This window comes from Streptomyces sp. NPDC041784, assembly GCF_055591025.1.
Genome location: NZ_JBVJAB010000064.1, coordinates 1 through 19491 on the forward strand (window position 1 = coordinate 1; position 19491 = coordinate 19491).

The window sequence follows — 19491 nt, forward strand, 5'->3', positions numbered from 1 at the left end:
TCCACGGGCTCGACAGCCTCAGATCCGAACACGTTCTCACTGGTCATCGATGCATCTTCCATGATCGGGAGTTACACCGAACGTCTTACAGTCCCTGGGAAGTTGGAGGGCCTGCGCCGCTCGGGTGGCAGGTCTCCGACTGCTGCAGAGAGGATCGATCATGACCTCGGACCGCGACACGCTGTGGCGTCGCTGCGCGTACCTGGGCCGCGTCCTGCTGCCACTGCTGGACCAGGAGCCATGGCGCCAGGGTCGCCGCCGAGAGCGGCTGCACTCCTGGGGCATTGACGTGGCGGTGGGGGAACGACTCATTGAGGTCTTCGCGGCCTTAGCCGCCCACGCTGTCGCGGTGGACACTTCCTTATCCGCAGCAGAGTTCGAGACGCTGCCCCTCAGCGCCGTGGCCGACGCGGCGACAGGCAAGCAAGACTTCGAACTACTCGCCGGGCTCCCAGACACCTTCGCCGACGACCACGACGAAATCGCGGTCAAAGTCTTCCGCCTGTACGCCTACAAGGGCGGCCAGACCAGCCTTCAGCTCCTTCGGCTGAGCACGGAAGTGCGCCATACGCTGACCGCTCTTGCAGCCCGCGAGTCGGTGCCCTCCCCCACGTGCGGAGAAATCTTCCGTAAGGCGGACGAGGCCAACCTGCGGCAATAACACGGAGATCGTCACTCCGGGCGTTGGCGCCAGCAATACAACACAGCCTGACGGACGATCTCCTGCTCAGAGGGCGGGATGTGAGCTGATGTCCGTTTCGTCGTTGTGGATGAAGTCGCCCTCGCCTGACGACTACGGACGTGGCAGGGTGAACAGCCTCGGTTCTGGCTCGGTCAGGATGTTGCGCCCGGTCAGGCGCTTGAGCTTCAAACGGACGTTGTTGATGTTGTTCGGAGCCGGGTCCAGGTCCATCGCCTCGCACACGCCCCGTGCCCGTAATCGCCCGTGGTCTGCAGGTGGGCATCGTCTACGCGGTCTGGTCGAGCACTCGTTTCCTGAGCCTCGGTCTGCTGTACAACCCGCTGCAGATGACCGGGACGACGACGGCGGACGGCGTGTTCTGGCAAGGGACGATGACAGGGGTGACCGGCAGCGGGCGAGAAGGCCGCCGAATCTTCGGATCCGGGTTCGTGGAGGGCGCGGCCCCGGGCGGACTTCAGCGGGCGAGCAGTCCGCGGAGAACCACCCTTTCCACAGCTGCGACGAGTTCCGTCAAATGGGACGCGTCAGCGCGGAGTCGGTCCGCGCGCCAGGAGAGGCCGAGAACGCCGTTCATGGCAGCCCACAACGCGGTGGCGGTGGTGACGGGATCGAGGTCGGCGGCGAGCGAGCCGTCGGCCACCCCGTCGGCCAGGGCGGCGGCGAGTTTGGCGTTCTGCTCGTCGACGAGCGCGGCGACCCGTTCCAGGGCCGCGGGTTCGTCCGGCGGCTCGGCCAGCAGGCGGAACTGGTGCGGGCGCTCGGCGGCGAAGCGGACGTACGCGGCCGAGGCGGCCCTGATGCGTTCCACCGGGGTGCCCGGGGCAGCGTAGGCGTCGTCCATGTAGGTCCGGTTGTCCTCGAGTGCCCGCTCGGCAACCGCGATGAGAACGGCCGCGCGGCCACCCACGCGGTTGTACACCGTCTGCACGGCGACATCCGCGCGTTCGGCGATGCCCTCCAAGGTGACCGCCTCGGGGCCCCCGGCGGCCAGCAGCTCCTCGGCGGCGTCGACAATGGCCGCACGGGTTGCGGCGGCCCGACGTGTCGTGCGTGTGACCTTGATTGTCATGGCTCCCAATACTTTACGAGGTGCTTGAACGGCCGGCCCCCTGGGCCGCTTCCTTCAGCCCGGAATTCAGCGGGAACCGGCCTGGTGGCGCTCATGCACCGCCGAGTCGTGCCAGCCCGACGCCGAGGCGAGGCCGAGGGCGCGCTGGACCGTCTGAGGGCGGAAACCGACACGTTCGAGTATCGGCCGGAACAGACCGGGAGCGTTCGCGGTCAGGGTGAGGGACCTGGGGACGACGACGCGGTCCGCACGGCGCTCGATGCCGCGGACGATACCGGCGATGACCTTCTCCAGCGGCACCATCTTCCACAACCCCTTGGAGTTGCCTCCCCAGAGGGCGTGCCCGGCCGGGTCCGCGGTCACGTCGTCCATCATCGGAGTGCGGAAGAACGTGGGGTGGGCGCTGCCGACACCGACACCCAGGTGGCGAACCTCCAGGCGAAGGCTGTCGCACATCGCCCACACGCCGGCCTTGCTCGCGGTGTAGGAGATCTGGAGCGGCGAGTGCACGAAGGCGGCCATGGAGGAGATCGCGAGGAGATAGCCGCGTTGGGCCTCGACGTGGGGCAGAGCCGCGCGGAAGGTGCGCCAGACCCCGTTGAGGTTGACGTCGATGACACGTTCGTAGGCCGACGGGTCGATGGTCGCCATCGGGGCCATGGTGTCGATCCCGGCGCCTGCGATGACGATGTCGAGGCGCCCGAAGTGCGTGGCGGCCTCGTCCATGGCTTGCTGCAGGCCGACGAGGTCGCGTACATCGGCGTGCCAGCCACGGGCGACCGTTTCGTCTCCCAGGTCCTGGGCTTGGGCCGTGGTGGCCGCGAGGCTGAGGTCGAGCAGCGCGAGGTTGGCGCCGCGCCCGCGCAGGGCCCGGGCGAGGGCGGCGCCCAGGCCGCCGGTGGAGCCAGTGAGGACGACGGTGCGCCCGGCCAGGTCGTAACGGGGCATGACAGCCTACCTCGGTGAGTCGGTCTGCGGGGACTTGCCTGTGGGGGCGGCGGATTCCTCGAGTCGGCGCAGGAGTCGGCGCAGTTCGGGGTGGCGTTCGGCGATGAGATCGGTGACGGGGTTAAGGACGCCGCGCAGGGCCGAAAACGGTACCCACCTGCGGGGGACCATGACACGGGCCGAGCGGTTCTCGATGCCGCGGACGACGGCGTCCGCGACGCGCGCGGGGGCGATGGCCTTGCCGAGCAGGGACGGGAAGGCGATCTCGCGCATGCGGGTGGTGATGTCGTTGCTTCCGAAGGCTGTTCCAGCGATGGGCGTGTGGACCCAGCCGGGGTAGAGCACCCCGGCGCTGGCGCCGTGGATGCCGAGTTCGGCGCGCAGGGCGCGGCCGAACTGCTCGACGCCGGCCTTCGACATGGCGTAGGGGGCGTTGGTCATGCCGTTGAAGTAGGCGTACACCGAAGCGGTGACCAGGACGTGCCCGCGCGCCGCGACAACGTGCGGCAGTGCGGCGCGAACGGTGCGCCAGACGCCCAGCAGGTCCACTTCGACGACGCGCTCGAACATGGCCGGGTCGATGGTAGCGATCGTCGCCGGCGGATCGGCCGCGATCCCCGCGTTGGCGAAGGCGACATCCAGGCCGCCGAACCGGTCGACCGTACGGCCCACCGCGTCGGCCAGGGCGGCGCGGTCGGTGACATCCACCGACAGCGCCAGTGTCCTGTCGCCGCCGAGGTCGCGGGCGAGGGCCGATGTGGCGTCGATGCCCCGGTCGGCGAGGACCACGTTGGCTCCGCGCGAGTGCAGCGTGCGGGCGGTGGCCGCACCGATGCCTCCGGCTGCGCCGGTGATGAAGACGGTCTTCCCCGCAATCGGGTAGGTGGGCATCTCGTATACCTCTTTCAGGGTGTCGTGGGTCCCGGGGCGTCACCGGGTGCGGAGCCGATGGGGACGTGCCGCGCCAGGAAGGCGAGCTGGTCCGTGACAACGCGTTCGAAGGGCTCGCCGAGGTAGATGTCGAAGTGGCCGTCGGGGTAGAGGCGGATCTCGCCGCGCGGGGCCCTGCGGGCATGGCGCAGGGTGGGCCGCGCGGGGGCCACGCTGTCGTGCTCGCATACGCAGAACAGCACCGGGCATGCGATCTTCGCGGTCCGGCGGCCCGGCCGGTAGCGGAGGATGTCCAGGGCGAACCGCGCCGCAACCTGGTTGGAGAAGGGCGCGTCGTCGGGCACGAGGGCCAGGTAGCCGGGCTCGGCGTCCGCAGCGGTCATCAACGCGGCGGATCCGGGCGGCCCCGCCGTCGCGACCATGACGGGAGGGCGCCCAAGGCGGGCGCCGGCCACGTCACGGACCGCGCGGGCCATCACCTTCACCGAGGTGTCCGGGCGCATCGCCAGGGCAGAGGCGACACCGTCGGTGAACAGGCCCTGGGCGATGACGGCGGCGACGGCCGGGTCCTGGGCGGCTGTCGCCAGGACATGGCCGCCGCCGAAAGAGGTGCCCCACAGGACCACGCGCCGGGGATCGGTCTCCGGCCGGGAGCGCGCGTACGCCACGGCGGCCCGCCAGTCCTGGAGCTGTCGTCTGATGCTCAGAAGCTGTCGCGGCTGACCGCCGCTGGCCCCGAAGTGCCGGTAGTCGAACACCAGGCACGCGTAGCCGGCGGCGGCGAAACGCTCGGCGTAGGCGTCCAGCCGCATTTCCCGGATACCGCCCAGGCCGTGCGCCATGACCACCACGGGACGCCGCCCCCCGCCCTCGGGCAGGTACAGCCAGGCGTGACACTCGTCCGGCCCCGAAGGAAACGTCACATTCAATCGGTCGGTCATCGGACCTCCGTAACACGGCTCGCAGCGTTGGGCTCGCGGGATACTTGGAACTGCTTCCAACATTGGAAGTTAATCCAATATTGCGGGGCTGTAAAGCAAGTCGACGGCAACGAACACGTCACGCCTCCGCTGGGTCCTGAGCCACGCCCTACTTCAGCGCCGCACTGACCGATTGGGAGGCGAAAGGGACGATGACCGGCGGAACAGCGAGGCCGGCGTGCCCCCCGGAGACAGGGCCGGCATGTCCTTGGCGGACGTCGTGACGCGCATGCGACCCGAACTCTGTCGGCCCACAGGGCGGTCGTTGCTGTAGGCGAAGAACGGCCGACGGTCCGAGTGTGCTACCACGGCCTCGCCCTGGACGCCGAGGGCACCACGTTGCTGTCGCGGCGTGTGGCCAACGACGAGCCCGAGCTGCTCACGTTCATCGGCGATGTCTTGGCCAGCGGACGGAAGCCCGGTGACCTGGGCGATCGACATGACCGACGGCGAACCGGCGTTGCTGCTCGCCCTCCTGCTCAACCACGGCCAGGAGGTCCTCTACCTGCCTGACCGCCTGGTGAACCGGGCCGCCGACGGTTACCGCGGCGAGGGCAAGACCGACGCCCGGGACGCGTATGTCATCGCGGACCAGGCCCGAATGCGCCGTGATCTGCGGCCGATCCGCCCCGGCCCTCGCCTGACGACTACGGACGTGGCAGGGTGAACAGCCCCGGTTCTGGCTCGGTCAGGATGTTGCGCCCGGTCAGGCGCTTGAGCTTCAAACGGACGTTGTTGATGTTGTTCGGAGCCGGGTCCAGGTCCATCGCCTCGCACACGCCCCGCGCCCGCAGCGGACCGTCTGCCTGGGCGAACACCGCCATGATCTCCTGGTAGGCCGCCCCGTCAGGCAGCTCCGGGGCGGACGCCGACGGCGCGGGCGGGCCGGGGTCGGGCAGTTCCAGCAGCGTCTTGCGGGTGATCCGCACTTCCTCGGCGGCCCGGCCGAGCTCGTCCAGCACGGTGGTGAGCCGCGTGATCTGCTCGCGGGTCTCTTCGGCTTGCTCGGCGATCTCCCGCTCGCGCTCCTCCAGACGTACCAGCACCGCCCCCAGGGTCAGGTCCCCGCTGGTCATGCGCCGCGCCAGGAGGTCGCGCTGCCGGTCAGCCGACGGGCCATCACGTCGCTTATCGCCCAGTAGACCCGGGACTCGGCCGAGGCGGGTCGGTGCTCGTAGTCGCGTACAAGTCGCCGGTGCAGCATCAAGATCCCATTCGTCTGCTCCACCCGCCAGCGGATCGGCTGCGGGACGAACCCGGTCTCGGCCGGGTTGCGCTCGACGACTTCGACGTCGATGCCCACCCGCTGACCGTGGTCCACGGCGGTCTTCTTGAACCCCTGGTCCACCAGAGTTTCGTCACGGTGCCGCCGCTACCTGCTGCGACCTTGTCGAGCAGAGCGGTGCCGAAGGCGTTGTCGTGGACGGAGGCGGCCAGCACCACCACGGCGATCACCAGACCCAGCACGTCCACGGCAAGCCCCCGCTTACGTCCCGGCACCTTCTTCGCCGCATCGCGTCCCGTCGTCTCGGCCGGCACACCGGCCGCCGCGTGCAGGCTCTGGGTGTCGAGCACCACCAGGCTGGGGTCGGCTAATCGGCCCCTCTTCTCGCGGACCTGCCAGCGCAGCAGGTCGTGAATGACCTGGTCAGTGCCATCGTCACGCCACGTGTAGAAGTAGTACTTCACCGCCCCGGCAGGCGGCAGGTCGTGCGGAAGGTACTCCCACTGGCAGCCGGTCCGGGACTGGTAGAGCAGCGCGTTGACGATCTCCCGCATCGCGTAGCGGCCCTCATGTCCGCTGACGGAGGGGTGCTGGGCCTTCCATGCGGTGATCACCGGCTCGACCAGCGCCCAGCGTTCGTCGGATAAGTCGCTCTTGCGGGGGTTGCGGTCACTCACGCAGCCACCTCAGCACGGCGCCAGCCCCGCGACCCGGCGGAGGCGGCAAGGCCACACGTTCAGGCGACGACAGAACGGACATCACCTCCCATTCCGCCCTCTCAGACTGCCGTCCGCGAACAGCGTGAGCGACTCGGGAACCGGTCACACCAGCCCTTTGACCTGCGTCTTCAAGTTGGCGGAAGCTCAGTGCGCACCTCCGCCGTCCCCGGGTGCGCACTACACGATGGTCAGGCGCACCGGTGCGCACCGGCCGGTGCGGGGTGCGCATCAAAGGCCTGGCCCAGGCCGACGGCCTCCATCTGCCGGAGGATGTCCGCGACGTCTTCGTGCTCCTGGGTGAGGACCTCCCTGGTGAAGCGGATGACGGCATGGGCGATGCCCTTCGCCGTGTCCGGCCCGGCCTGCGCCCAGTTGAGCAGAGTGGTCACGAAGACCCGTCCGACGGCCTGCAGGGCGAAGGAGTCGTCGCACGGCTCCGGGTCGATGCCGCACAGCGCGGTGACCGGGACGACGATCCGCTCAGCGACCTCCACGAGCAGCCCGGGCATCCCCGGTTCGGCGGCGACGAACTCGGCGGCGGCCTCCGTGTCGCCGGCCTGGACCGCCCGGAGGTACTTGAAGGCGCTGATCACCTCGTGCGGGGTCATCGGGGCGAGCGGCGCAGCGGGGTTCTGGAACATGGACGGCTCCTCACAGAGTCGGACGCCGTGCCGATCACGGCGTCACGAGAGCAGCCTCGGACGGCTTGCCTGTGGACATAATCTGCCGCCGGACGGGGGAGAAATCTCCTCCACTCACATTGATCACGATGCGGTCACGGCCGACGGGTTTTTCAAGATCAACTGGTGGGGAGCGTCATTCCGGTTATGCGGTATTCCCCTCGGCGAAGGTCGTACGGCCGCTCATCGTCCAGCTTGTGAACGCCGCTGAGCGCGCCCCGTTGCGCTGACCCGCGACCGGACAACGAGGTGGCGTGTGGTGAACCTGGTGCATACGATCCCGGGATGGCTGGAATGTCGATCACCGTATGCCTGCCCGGTTCGGCTGCGAAAAGGGTGGACGAGGCGGTCGCGGAAGCGATGGCGCCGTTTGCCAGTGACGGTGTGGGCGCCGTGGAGCGGGATGTGTGGGACAGCTATCGGATCTGCGGTTCCGTTGGTCTGCCGGTGCTGGCGGGTCATGAGGGTGATCTGCGGTTGGTCGCTGATCGCCCCCGCTGGGACGGTTCGCTGGAGCCTGCGGTGCCCGGGGAGTGCGCGGGAGGGCCGCGGGGGCTGATCGACTTCCGCGACGTCCTGCGGGCGGAAGCCGCTGGTCACGCGGGTCGGGTGTGGGATCGCTGGCAGGAGGTGGTTTCCCGCCACCTGGCCCCGGACGACGAATCAGTGTTTTTCTACCGTCACCTGGCCGCCGGAGGGGCCAGGGACTCGTACGAGACATCACGGGAAGCCGCCGACTACCGGGCGCAGCCGGCCGTCCGTGCCTGGGTGGATGCAGCGCCGGGGCTGGCCCGGCCCGACATCGCGGACCACTTTTCTTTCGGTTGGGATCCGGTCGGAATCGGACAGCGCAGCCGCGAGGAGTACGTCGCGACCTACGAGTTCAGCCTTCTGCCACTGCGCAACGTGCTGACGCTCAGTGGATGGTGGTACGAACTTGGCGATGCTCCCCTGCACGGCGCATGCCACGGTCCCCTCGAGTGCGTCCACGAGCCGGACTTCGGCATGGAACACCCGGGGGTGCAGTCCTATCTCATCGCGCTGCCCGCCGACACTCTGCTCGTCAACGTGCACTGCCACGTCTGATCCGCCCCACCCACATGGCCGGTCGACGCCACCTCGCAGTGGTGATCATGGGACTACCTCTACCGACAGCCGGGCGGTGAGGGGTTGTTGGTCACCCAGTCGATTGCGTGCCCTGCCCGGAGCTGGCGCAGGAACGACCGGAGGGCTCAGGTCGTCCGGCTGCTGGACCGGCGGGCAGCGAGGTAGGCACTCCAGTCGGGTGCCGCTCGCCGGTGCCACTGCTCAGCTGTGATCACGTGCATGCCGGTGATGGAGGCCAGGACTGCGGGCCGGCCCCCGGGGCCAGTTCGCCGTGGCAGGAGCGCTCCGGCCGCAGAACGCGCAACCGGTCCTGCGCGTAGCGCGGATGCCGGTAGCCGGCAAGCCAGCGCACGTTGGCCTCCACCACTGGCTGCGGCGGTGCGATCAGACGGTAGTGCCAGCCTGCCGCGGCCGCAGCACCCTCCAGATGGGCTGCCCGCCAAACCAGCCGCCGCCCCGTCCCGAACCGGCTCGCACAGTCCACCAGCAGTCCGCTGCCGTCCGCCAGACGTGCCATCAGGTGCGGCGCGTGCGACACGGTCCTGCCGCCCCGGCCGTGCCACAACAGCTCCACCGGCTGGCAGGCCAAAGCCGTCACCACCGGATCGTGGTCCAGCATCATGAGCTGCGTGCGCATGGCCTTGAAGCCGTGGTGCACCAGACACCTATCAGTCGCGGACCAGTACCAGCCCGGCGCAGAGCGCCGCCCCTTGCAGACGGGGAACCGCCGCACCGGCAGGCACTCCTCCAGCCGCTGTTCTCCAGCCGTCTCCAGCCAGGGCAGTTCGTACTCGGTGCCGTCAGGGCGGATGAACCGTGCGGTCATGTGTGCCGGATCAGTGAAGCGACGGCCCATGCTCAGTGGCTTTGGGGGATCAGCCTGTTGGTGTGCTTCGAAAGACAGAGGGATCACGAACAACTCTCGCGGATTTAGGGAAACTGGCATGAATGACACTGCTTGGAAGGCGGGAGGTATCTGGGCACACTGTGCAGACACCGTTCGAACCCAGTACGGCGAGCGGTGGCTCGCAGCCGAGTCACCTCAACAAGGCGCGCGGTACAAGAGTGGAAGCAGAGCGGCCTTCAGCGCCGACCGATGGGAGCGCTGTCGTCGCCCGGGCGCGGGCAGGATTCCCGTCTGATCGTCTGCGGACGCCCGGCGGCCTCTACGCCCAGCAGCGCCTTTCCTTCAGCCACATACCGGCCGTCGACTTTGGGGCAGGATCAGGCATGGTGAGCGTTGAGCACGACGTAGCGGCATTCGTGAGGGAGCTTGCGCGTCATCCGATTGGACATCCCCGCCCACTCAGCTCTCGTGTAGTTCCTCGTCCTGAACCGGGTGCTCAGCAGCTCCTGTCACGCAGCGGGTCAGCTGGAGTGACCGCAGTGGATCAGGGGAGGTCGGCAAAAAGGGGTGTCTTGGACTGGTGAGGCGTTGCGCGGGCGGGGGAGCAGGCGGCGCTGGTCCTGCGGTGGTGGGGGCGTGCCGGCCGTGCCGCCGGTCAGCGCGTATCGGCAAGCGGCGCGCAGATCGGGCAGCTCGAGCCGTGCGCCCATGAAGCCAAGAAAGTCCGCGACGCTCCAGTCGATGAGGGCGCCCTGGCGAGACAGATACAGCCCCACGGAGTCGATGGAGTAGCTGTCGCTGTAGTCCAGCAGAAGGTAGCCAGCGAGCTGGGTAGAGCTCAGCGCGGCTCATCCGCTCGGGGCGGATAGTGGCTTTACAGTCGATCAGCTGGCCGCGGAGGATGAAGTCGGCGTCGGCTCCTCCCACATGGCGGCTGCCGTCGAAGACAGGCCCGCATACCCGCTGTGCTGCCGGCAACTGCCGCAGACTGTCGAAGGGCCCGGGATGTGCGGCCAACGCCATCTGCTGGCGGATGTCATCGACGACGTATGGCGGCACGGCGTCGACGATTTCGTCCAGCGTTGCTCCGGGCCGGCTCGAGCCCAGGCTGTTGCCGCGCACCCATCCCACGTGGCGGAAGATCGCTTCAAAGCTTGATGCGACGTGACACAGCCTCACCAGACGGTCTTCCGTCTTGAAGCCGAGCGCCAACGGCTGGCCGTCACTGCTTTCGTACTGCTCCAGCTCCTTCAGCAGATGCCCCTGCTGCCTGCACCGTGCTGATGATGTCGGGCTCCGGCCATCCGTCGTCGTCGAGGACTGCCCGCACGATGCCTTCTTTGATCGGTTGACCGGTGGGCGCTCCGAGGCTGATCCGCAGCCGGTGGTCGATCGTGTGGCCCAGCATGCGGTACTCCGCCCGCTGCCCCGCTGCAGCAGCGGGGTGCACGGGCGCTGGATAGCGGGCCAGGCGTCTGCGGTAGTCGGATAACAAGCCGTCGGCATCACGCAGATGCTCGGTGAGGAACCGCGACATCGTCGAGGTCGGGTTTTTGAGGGACGAGGTGAGGCTCATGGACCGCATCCTGTCGCACCCGTTCGGCATGCAGGCAGCGTCCGGTTTGGTACCGGACGGTAGCCGAGACTTCACGCCATTCCCGTCGCATCGGCCGCAGACGCGTTGTCAGACCCTGCCTCTAGAGTGCCCCGCCTCCTGGGCAACGACGCTGTCCCGGGCGCGTACTGAGCCGGACAGGAGAGCGCCCTAACCTGCGTGGACGGTGCTGCGGGCGCCAGCGCGAGGCGGACATCCGTCAGCGATCGACAGCAAGGACGTACGGTCGGCGACCGAAAGCTACACGCGTTGCATCCCGAACAGAAGATGGGAACAAATGACCGAAAGGATCATGCCTCGTGTGAGCCCGCTCTAGGTTCAAGATGTCCCCGCCCACCATCCACCGGACCGCATCAGGCCATGCACTGCCGGCGTACCCGACTGGCTGGCGCTCACAGCGCTGCTGCTTCGGCCTTCGCATGTGGCACCGTCTGTTTGATCACCGCCCCCGGCAGGTCCGGCTGTGCACACCCACGCAATGACAACGAAACCCGCGGAAGCCGGCGAGGCGGGCTTCCGTGGCCGCTAAGGAGAACGGATGATCAGACAGAAGCTGGCTGTGCAGTACCTGGCCGACGAGACAAGCGACTGCCCCATCCCGATGGCCCCAGACCGCTTCTCACGCAAGCGCTTCTCCAGTCACGACTTCGTCCACTTCGGACACGTCAGCGTACGCGCCTACAAGGACGCCAACCAGTGGAAGTTCCACGAACCGGATGTCCGCAACGCGGGACGCGCGATCACCGCACTGCCATGGGACCCCGAGGACCTCATCGACCCGTGGCCCAGCGCACACTCCCAGCTGGACACGGCTCCAGCAGAGTCTGGCTGGCGCATGCAGATCTCCAGAGTCATCCGGCGTGCAGTGGACGCCGCACACACGGAGAGCAGCCCTTCATACGGCTTGCTCGTCCACCCCCAACCAAGCAGCGCCTGGGCTCCGCCCTCTGGGCTCACTCCAGTTGACCTATTCCAAGGCTGGGAAAACTACTCGATCGCCTGCACCCTTCCCATTCCTGCACTGGCGTGGACCGAAGGAACCTGGTTGATCCCACGCACCCTCTCGGTCATCCTCGACCGCTGGGAGGAGAACGAGAGAACACTGACCACCGCCCTTCAGCCATGCAGCGGCTGCGGCCTTCACAGCGAGGACTCCTCCTGGCGCACGCCGACGGCCAGCGGCTGGAAGGTCTTGTGTCCGGCGTGCGCGGCCTCCAGCCTGCGCAACTACCGTCAGGAGCTGGCAGGCGTCACCTACGCCCGCGTTCGGGAAAGCGGGCCGCGGGCCGAAGACTACCTCTGCGCGATGTGCGAGCAATCTCGGCCTGCTGCCGCCTGGGACCACTGCCACCAGCACGGCCTTATACGCGGGCCCTTGTGCGGCAGCTGCAACACCATGGAAGGGCAGGTGTGAGGTCGCACCGTTGTTGCGGTGACCGCATGCCGTTGAGCTGCGGTGCCGCAGATGGATTGCGACGGGTTCTGGACCCTGCTCGGGCCGTTTGACCTGCGGTCCTGCAGGTTGGGTGAGACTGCCGCAGTTGCGGTGAGAACGCCTGCTGCGGGGTGCTGGGGGAGTGCGCCGGAAGGTGATCATGGTCGCAGCTCGGGGAACGCCTCCTCCCAGACGTCCTTGATGGCCCTGCTGATGAGCTTGTGGAGTACTGGCCACAGCTCAAGCAGGATGCCCCGGTTCAGGAAGCGGCATAGGTCGTCGCGCATGCCTTCGGCGAGCACCGTTCTGTACAGGCTCATGCGCTGGCGTGGCAGGTCCAGATCGAGGGTGCGCAGTCCGGACCACGCGATGTGCAGCGGCAGTGCCACCATCCCGTGCTCGGGTCCGGTCAGCGACCTCTCGGTCTCGAGGCCTATGCGCCTTGGGCGTTTGCCCGGCCGGGCTCTCAGCCGTGGTGCTCGTACAGGCTCAATGAGTGAGCGCAGCGGGCGACGTCGATGAGGACCTCGGGTACGGCCTTGGTGATTGTTCTCACGAGGATGGTGACGGATCCCGAGGCCAGGGCCTCCGCCACGAGGGCCCGTCGCCGCACGTCGGAGGGGGCGTGGCCGACCGCCACCTGCAGAAGGGCCTCGCCTCGTTCGTTGAAGAAGTCCGATGCGTCGAGGGGAAAGGCGCGGGCGAGGTCTGCGGCCTGGTCGAGCTTGCCATTGGAGACGAGCCGCTCGACCTCGCGCCGTTGTGAGAACGTCGTGTCGTTGCTTCCCGCGGTGCGTTCTCGACCGTTCCTCGTGGGCGGTGTCTTCGGCCGGGAGGCCGCGCTTCGGGGCGAGTCGTCCGTGCTGTCCGGCCATGTCTGGGCCGCCTCGGACTCCATGGTTGCGGGGATGCCGGACGGGACGTCTGCCAGCCGCTTCAGCTTGTCGCTCCGCGCCGCTTCCACCAGTTGGAGCGCATGCTCCCGCTGCCCGGTGTCGAGTAGTGCGCGGACGATGGTGGACAGGGCCTCCTCCGCTTCCCTGGAAGCGTACCGGCGGGCTGTCTCAGGCAGGTTGTCCGCCTTGCGCAGGGCCAGGATGGCTGAGATCGACGGCTCGGCGCCGTCGGGGTCGCCGCGTCCGATGAACGCCCTCGCAGTTTCCTCGAGGGATTGGAGGGACCAGGTGAATTCGTCGATGCTCTGCGCCAGGCCGGCGGCTTCCTCCAGGCGCCCTTCTTCGAGGAGATGCCGGACCCCTCGCTGCAGTGCTCTGCCCCGGAAGAAGGGGGAGGGGACGTGCCGGGCGATGCGTAGGGCGGCGGTGAACCTGTCCTTCATCAAGTTCGTGGCTGCCTCCTCCAGGGAGCAGTCGAGCCATTGGGGGGTCTCCGCCACGGAGGTGATCAACTCGCAGGCGTCCTCGGCGGCCCGCACGGCCTCCTCGACGCGGCCGCAGTCCGACAGGCGGATGGAGATCTGAGCCAGGGCCTCGGCCCGCAATACCGTGTCACTGATCGACTGCGCCAGGTCGAAGGATTCCGGGGCGCGGCCCCGCTTGGCCCATGCCTCTGCGGTGTCCTTCAGCGCGCGGTCTCTGACGTCGGGCTTCGTGATGGAGCGTGCCAGCTCTGTCGCCTCGTCCACGCTGCCGTGCTGCACAGCACCCGACACCACCGCGTCCAGCGCGTGGTCCTTCCCCGCCGGGTTCGGGATCGCTGAGGCCACGTCGAGGGCGGCTTTCAGGTTCCCGGACGAGGCCATGTCCCGCACGGAGTCGAGCAGCCACTGCAGCAGGCCGGAGTGAGCGCTGGAGCGCGTCTGCGCGGTGGCCTCGCGGGCCAGTGCGACCGGTATCCGGCCCACGCTGTCGCCCGCGCTCGCCAGGTGGTAAGCCACCACTCCCAGGGTGATGCCCCGCCACCTTGCCGTGGCGATCGACCGGGCGACGGCGATCGCGCGTTCGTGGTCGCCCTGTTCGACGAGCTCCGTCACAATGTCGATCAGGGCATTCCCGGCCTGAACGTCGGCCGGAGTGCCGGCGAGCATTGCCAAGGCTTCGTCCAACAGGCCCACTCGCGCCAGAGTGAGTGCGGCCTTCGGCATCAGGCGAGGGCTTACGGAGAGGGCGTACGACCCCGCCAGTTCTGTGACTTCCCGCGCGGTCCGAGCGGCGTCCTCCGTTCTTCCCGCGCTCGCCCATCCGAGGGCGACCCGGGTCAGCGCCGCGAATCGTGCCGGGAGTTCGGGAACCTGGTGAGCCAGCTGGTCCGCCTGTTCGAGTGCGCCAGCCTCCACCAGAAAACCGACGACATCCCGCAGGACGGGGCTGACCTCGTCGGCGGCCCGGAACTCGCGGGCCTCGTCCATGGCCGCGCCGGCCGCTTCCTCGGCCTCCTCCAACTGCCCAGCCTTCGCCAGCGTCTCCGCCACGCTCGCCCTCGCCGCAGCGCGCAGCGACGGCTCACGGATGGCAGCGGCGGTGGAGAGCGCCTCCCGCCACGCTTCCGTGCGGGCCCCTGACGCGACGACGCGCCGCAGAGCGTCGTCGTGCAGGTGCGGATCCAGCATGGAGCGTACGACGGAGACGGCTCGGCGCACCTCACCGCTGCCGGCGAGCTCCTCACAGAACACGGACCACGCGTCCGGCCGTGCGTCGGCAGCGACGGCAGTCTCGAGCAGGGCGCGCGCCACTTCGACCAAACCGGCCCTGCCGAGAGCCCTGATGAGATCGCGGATCAGGTCACGATGCCGGGACTCGCCCTCCTCCCAGGAGCACGCGGGCACGGCCTCCGCGGCCCTCTCCGCCAGTCCGGAGATTTCCCAGGCATCGCAGCCTTGCTCCGAGAGCCGCAGGCAACACCATGCCAGAGCCCGGGACTGTTCCTCGGGGTCCTCGATCGCCAGACACAACTCCTCGGCCTGTTCCGGGAGTTTCCGGGATGCCAGAGCCAGGGCGCACCAGCGCAACGCATTGTGCCGGCGGGAGGCCGAAAGGATGGCGAAGACGGCGTCGAGGACTGTTCGCGCGTCGTCCGCCGAACGGCATTCCTCGAGAACTCTGCCGTAGAGATCTCCGGGTTCGCTCAGGTGACTGAGCGATGCCTGCTGAACGGCTCTCCTCACGTATCCCAGCCGCGCCCACATGCGCACGACGCCCGCGGGAACGGAACGGGCTCGCTGCTGGATCTCGTCCCGCTGGACGGCAAGCCGTACGCAGGCCCCCACGTCGGGGTCCGGAGCGGCGACGTGACGCTCCAGCGCGTCCAGTGTCTCCGCGAGCGCCTCGGTGTCCGACCCGTTGCTCTCCCAGAGCCGATCCTGGCGTTCCTGGTCCGCCGCCAGCTCGGTCAGCCGCTTGAGGTCGCCACTCTCCCTCAGCATCGCCGGGTAGCCGAGCAGCGCGAACTCAGGCGTTTCCTCTGGCCATTCGGCCTCCTGGAACTCCGCGACGAACTGGTGCAGGCGGTCGCGGGCCGCCCTCAGTTCGGCGGGTCGCAGCAGGTCCCGGGCGGTGATGAGCAGTTCCTGGTGCGCGAAGTGGTAGAGCCTGCTCCCCGCAGGGTCGAGGTGTGCGGGGCTCCTCCGGAAGACCCGCCCGGCCGATCCTCCCAGTACCTGCGCGACGCGCCGCGGGCTGTCCTCGGTCAGCCATGCGTAGTCCTCGGCGTTGAGGCCACCGCCGGCCGCCGCGGTGAGGGCGACCAGGACGCGCTCGAGCCCTTCCGAGTCGAGGAGCAGGTCGAGGTTGCGTTCGGCATCCTCTCGGATGGCACGCGCGGCCGGGATCTCGCTCAGCGGGTGATCGATCCGGGGGTCGCGCAGCGGGTGCTTCTGCGGGACGTCACCCGGAACAGGCGGGTGCGGGCGCCCCGCGACGACGATCCGCAGCCCGTCCGGTGGCTTGCTCGGCAGCAGCGCGGCGACGCTGTGCCCTGCACTCGACCGCGGAACTCCGGTGTCCTCGTCCATGCCGTCGACGAGCAGGATGAGATGCCGTCCGGCGGCCTTGGCCTGCCGCGCCGCACGTTCCAGGGCTTCGTGGAGGGTGCCCTGGTCGGAACAGTCGAGGTTGGTGTCGTTCAGGTATCCGCTCAACCGCTTTTGGAGTACATGGAGGAAAGCGTGCCGGTCGGACCGTCCGTGCATACGGGCCGTGATGAAGAAGGGCAGGACGTCGATGTTTTCCGGGTGATGAAGCGCGAAGTGCGCCATGAGGGCGGTCTTGCCGCACCACGCGGGCCCGATCCACCGCCAGTACGGTGAGGGCGAGCCGTCCGTGCCGTTGCAGAACGCCGTCATCGCGGCGAGTTCGGCCTGGCGTCCCTCGAACTCCTCGGCCTCGAACTCAAGGATCTCGTAGTGATAGGAGGGCCTCTGGCGCCGGGCGCGAGCCCTGACGATCAGGTCCCCGTTGATCGAGAATTTGCTGCCGTCGTCCGTGACTGCCAGAGGGTCGACGACTTGGGTACCAGGCATCGCGGGAACGAGACCGGCTCCTGCCGGTGTACGGGCCTGTTCTCCACGGGCTCTGTTCAGCTGATCACGCCACCATCGCTCGTCCACCTTCTCACGGGCCCACTGCGACCACACCGTGATCAGCGCCACCACGACATCGTCGTTCTTCTCCAGCGGCATCTTGAAGCGATCGATGTTCTTGGGCGCCCAGTCGCTGGCGCGCTTGCCGGTGAAGTCTTCACCCCCTGGCAGGCCGCTCGACTGTACAGCTCTCTCAAGGACGGGCTGGCTCCAGAGGAGTTTTGCGGCCTTACGAGCGGCCTCCGCGCGCTCACGCAGGCCACGCAACCGCGCGTGCAGCTCTTCACGCTGTGCCCCCACCCGGCCCTCCACTTGATTGCCGTCCGCTCTGCCCGCCATTCCGCCCGCCGCGGGCAGAGCGGGCGAACCTCCGACACAGGCGTTGACCTGCAGCATATCCGTCCTGCCGCCCTCCGTACCCGCGATCGCGGACACACACAGTCAGCAGACGCAACAGTTGAAGCAGTTGACGGGCCCGGCTACTTGCACACACCGGTTTCAACCAGTGCTTCTTCCTTATCCGCTGTCCGATGCAGGGACTGATGCGCCAGTTCCCGGCACGGCCTCGCTTCCATGAGGACAACGCGTCATGCTTTGCTCATCCAAAAATGCCACAGAGTATGTAGTTCGGTCCTGCATCGGCTTGGCGCAGGCACAGGTGCCGCAGGAACAGGCACCTCTTCTGGGCGGCTGGACGTGGCCAGCGGTCTTCGCTGCACTATCCCTGGTCGCCACCGTGGCCATTGCTTTGATCACCTGGCGCCAGCGGTCTTTTGATCGAAAGGCGGCCGAACTACGGTCAGTTTATGAGCGCGTACGTTCAGTCGAAGCGGCGACGGACGCCCTCGAGATGAAACCCATGTTGCTGAAGGGCGACGTGAGAGCTCTGACTCGACTGCGAGCCGAGCTACGCGATGACAGTCGCCGATGGCCCAAGTGTCCCCTCAAGGATGCCGACGGCCTGATCGAGAAGTACATCTCCGTGTTGACCGAGGAACGCACACGCCGATTGCGCCCCTTGAGCACCAGCAAGAGGATTAGCCTCACTCTGGCCAGGAGGGATGCGGCAACAGAACTCCGGGCTCTGCTGGCTGCTGCCAAGGAATGGATTGAGTCACGGCTGAGTCGATGATCGCCTGATGTCGGTGTGGCGTAGCTGACGCGTTTGCTTATTGATCTTGGTTGTGGCCTGGTGTTGCTCAGCTGTGCTGAGCGGTGGGTCTGTTCCGTGGGGAAGGTTTATGCGGAGTCGAGTGTCCGGCGCCGGAGGATACGTGGGCTGAGCTGGCCGTTTGGTGCTGCGCGGTGAGCTGAGTGGGCAGGGTCCCTTGCATGATCGACGTCTGTCTGGATTCATCCGGTGATGCCGAGGGCGGCCAGGGGCCTTCGCCAGTCGCGAGCGGTATGACGTAGGGCGGCGGCGATGTTGGTGTGGCCGTCCTGACGGTGGACGCCGATGGCGAGGTTGCGCAGGCCGGCCATGATGCGCGGGAGATTGCCGGCATGGATTTTGGAGTCGTCCTCGCGGAACGTGCGGTCGCGGACGTGGTGCAGAAGATTTTCGATCTTCCAGTGCCCTCTGATCCAGTCGGCGAGCTGGGCGCCGGTAGCCGCGCCGGGCGGCAGGCTGGTGATCAGGCAGACGCGCTCGATGGTGAGCTTGCCGGTGGTGAAGTCCTTCCTCCAGCGCACGACTTGCAGGGCCTGGCGTGCGTCGGGGTAGTCGAGGTGGGCGAAGGCGGCGGTCTTCAGCCGCCGGATCTCCAGGCGGTGGTGGGCCCGGGTGCGGTCGTAGTGGTCGAGCGTGATCTCGCGCCAGGGCAGGCGGCGGATGCGGTCGAACAGACCGGGATGGTTGGCCTTGACCTGGGCGATGTAGTGGGCGCCGCGCTCGCGGAGGTAGGTGCCGTGAGCGTGCTGGGTGTGCAGCGCGTCGGCGGTGATGACCGTGCCGGTCAGGTCGACGCTGTCCAGCAGGGGCCGGAAGGCGGGGATCTGGTTGCTCTTGTCGGCGACCTGCCGCTGGGCCAGGACGTGACCGGTGTGGTCCATCGCGGCGAGCAGGGTGACATGCCCGGTGACGTGGGTGCGTGAGCCGCGCAGGGCCTTGCCGTCAACAGCGATTGCCCGCAGTCCGGGGCCGGCCGGGGTGGCGCGGGCGGTGAGGAAGGCACCGATCGCCCGGTCCAGGGCGTCGCCGTCGAGTTGGACGAGCAGACGGCGCAGGGTGTGGGGGTGCGGGACGGACACGGCGCCGGAGAGCGGGTCGGTGGGGAAGCCGAGAACCCGGCAGGCCCACGCGGGGACGTCGCTGATCCATTCCGTGATCGCGGTGAGCGAGCGGGCACCGGCCAGGACACTCGCCGCGGCCGCGGCGACCAGGGTGGACAGCCGGTAGCGGCGGCCACGGACGCCTCGCGGGTCGGGCACCGGGTCCAGGAAGCCGGACAGTGCGACCGCGTCCGCCAGCGGGGCCGGCGCGGCAGTCCGGTAGTCCTGCACACCGGACCTGCTGGCCCGATGGTCGGCCGAGTGCCCGGCGGTGCCGCTGGCCCTCGCCGGCCTCGCCGTGGTTCTCCCGACTGAGCGCACGCTGCCTGCTCTGACCCCGCGCCTGTGCGGCTTCAGAGAGCGTCACCTGCAGGGCACCGACATCGGCGACTACGTGCGTTTCGTTCTCGTGCTGGCTGCCCAGGACAACGACCAGATCCTCGCGGCGACCGAGAAGTTCACCG

Annotated in this window: 16 protein-coding genes and 2 pseudogenes; 6 read left to right on the forward strand and 12 right to left on the reverse strand. The window is 68.2% G+C overall.

Translation table 11 applies throughout. The annotated features are described in order from the left end of the window. Positions 1-160: 160 nt before the first annotated feature. Positions 161-661, forward strand: coding sequence for a hypothetical protein (locus ACZ6D7_RS46630; protein ID WP_469504894.1), 501 nt, complete (start codon positions 161-163; stop codon positions 659-661). 496 nt (positions 662-1157) lie between these two features. Here ACZ6D7_RS46630 and ACZ6D7_RS46635 read toward each other — a convergent pair whose 3' ends face one another. The 4 genes from ACZ6D7_RS46635 to ACZ6D7_RS46650 form a co-directional block, all read right to left on the reverse strand. Continuing rightward, positions 1158-1772 carry a TetR/AcrR family transcriptional regulator gene (locus tag ACZ6D7_RS46635; protein WP_469504896.1) on the reverse strand — a complete coding sequence of 205 codons (615 nt, stop codon included), beginning with the start codon at positions 1770-1772 and terminating at the stop codon, positions 1158-1160. A gap of 66 nt (positions 1773-1838) precedes the next feature. Beyond that, positions 1839-2720: an SDR family NAD(P)-dependent oxidoreductase gene (locus tag ACZ6D7_RS46640; RefSeq protein WP_217208427.1), complete on the reverse strand. Its 882-nt coding sequence runs from the start codon at positions 2718-2720 to the stop codon at positions 1839-1841. Positions 2721-2726: 6 nt separating this feature from the next. Next, complete coding sequence (locus ACZ6D7_RS46645; protein ID WP_469504898.1) at positions 2727-3611, reverse strand: short-chain dehydrogenase/reductase; 885 nt, start codon at positions 3609-3611, stop codon at positions 2727-2729. Positions 3612-3625: 14 nt separating this feature from the next. Further along, on the reverse strand, positions 3626-4552 hold the full coding sequence (locus ACZ6D7_RS46650; protein ID WP_469504899.1) for an alpha/beta hydrolase: 927 nt from the start codon (positions 4550-4552) through the stop codon (positions 3626-3628). A 336-nt stretch (positions 4553-4888) separates the two neighbouring features. On the opposite strand from ACZ6D7_RS46650, the pseudogene ACZ6D7_RS46655 reads away from it, so the two are divergent. Beyond that, positions 4889-5225 (forward strand): annotated as a pseudogene (locus tag ACZ6D7_RS46655) (IS110 family transposase); the annotation flags it as partial. 13 nt (positions 5226-5238) lie between these two features. Here ACZ6D7_RS46655 and ACZ6D7_RS46660 read toward each other — a convergent pair. The 3 genes and pseudogenes from ACZ6D7_RS46660 to ACZ6D7_RS46670 all read right to left on the reverse strand — a co-directional run bounded on the left by ACZ6D7_RS46660 (position 5239) and on the right by ACZ6D7_RS46670 (position 7176). Continuing rightward, a complete protein-coding gene (locus ACZ6D7_RS46660) occupies positions 5239-5667 on the reverse strand; it encodes a hypothetical protein (RefSeq protein ID WP_469504901.1) in 429 nt (142 codons plus the stop codon). Further along, positions 5664-6493, reverse strand: a pseudogene (locus ACZ6D7_RS46665) (IS5 family transposase). Before ACZ6D7_RS46665 ends, ACZ6D7_RS46660 begins: the two are co-directional and overlap by 4 nt. A 230-nt stretch (positions 6494-6723) precedes the next feature. Further along, a complete protein-coding gene (locus ACZ6D7_RS46670) occupies positions 6724-7176 on the reverse strand; it encodes a hypothetical protein (RefSeq protein WP_469504903.1) in 453 nt (150 codons plus the stop codon). A gap of 324 nt (positions 7177-7500) precedes the next feature. Between ACZ6D7_RS46670 and ACZ6D7_RS46675 the strand changes: the two genes are divergently transcribed. Further along, positions 7501-8301: a hypothetical protein gene (locus ACZ6D7_RS46675; protein ID WP_469504905.1), complete on the forward strand. Its 801-nt coding sequence runs from the start codon at positions 7501-7503 to the stop codon at positions 8299-8301. Between the two features lie 232 nt (positions 8302-8533). Here ACZ6D7_RS46675 and ACZ6D7_RS46680 read toward each other — a convergent pair whose 3' ends face one another. Beyond that, positions 8534-9148: a TnsA-like heteromeric transposase endonuclease subunit gene (locus ACZ6D7_RS46680; RefSeq protein ID WP_469504906.1), complete on the reverse strand. Its 615-nt coding sequence runs from the start codon at positions 9146-9148 to the stop codon at positions 8534-8536. A gap of 1243 nt (positions 9149-10391) precedes the next feature. Beyond that, positions 10392-10745: a hypothetical protein gene (locus ACZ6D7_RS46685; RefSeq protein ID WP_469504909.1), complete on the reverse strand. Its 354-nt coding sequence runs from the start codon at positions 10743-10745 to the stop codon at positions 10392-10394. Between the two features lie 577 nt (positions 10746-11322). On the opposite strand from ACZ6D7_RS46685, the gene ACZ6D7_RS46690 reads away from it, so the two are divergent. Next, positions 11323-12198 (forward strand): endonuclease domain-containing protein, encoded by an 876-nt coding sequence (locus ACZ6D7_RS46690; RefSeq protein WP_469504910.1) that lies wholly within the window; start codon positions 11323-11325, stop codon positions 12196-12198. A gap of 179 nt (positions 12199-12377) precedes the next feature. Here the strand turns inward: ACZ6D7_RS46690 and ACZ6D7_RS46695 are convergent, their stop codons facing one another. After that, complete coding sequence (locus tag ACZ6D7_RS46695; RefSeq protein WP_469504919.1) at positions 12378-12689, reverse strand: transcriptional regulator; 312 nt, start codon at positions 12687-12689, stop codon at positions 12378-12380. Continuing rightward, a complete protein-coding gene (locus ACZ6D7_RS46700) occupies positions 12686-17191 on the reverse strand; it encodes a hypothetical protein (RefSeq protein ID WP_469504911.1) in 4506 nt (1501 codons plus the stop codon). Before ACZ6D7_RS46700 ends, ACZ6D7_RS46695 begins: the two co-directional genes overlap by 4 nt. A 208-nt stretch (positions 17192-17399) precedes the next feature. On the opposite strand from ACZ6D7_RS46700, the gene ACZ6D7_RS46705 reads away from it, so the two are divergent. Further along, a complete protein-coding gene (locus ACZ6D7_RS46705) occupies positions 17400-17888 on the forward strand; it encodes a hypothetical protein (RefSeq protein WP_469504913.1) in 489 nt (162 codons plus the stop codon). 221 nt (positions 17889-18109) lie between these two features. Here ACZ6D7_RS46705 and ACZ6D7_RS46710 read toward each other — a convergent pair whose 3' ends face one another. Next, on the reverse strand, positions 18110-19258 hold the full coding sequence (locus ACZ6D7_RS46710) for an ISAs1 family transposase (RefSeq protein WP_469504915.1): 1149 nt from the start codon (positions 19256-19258) through the stop codon (positions 18110-18112). A gap of 40 nt (positions 19259-19298) precedes the next feature. On the opposite strand from ACZ6D7_RS46710, the gene ACZ6D7_RS46715 reads away from it, so the two are divergent. Next, positions 19299-19491: hypothetical protein (locus ACZ6D7_RS46715; protein ID WP_469504917.1), on the forward strand; the 193-nt coding region annotated here is incomplete at its 3' end.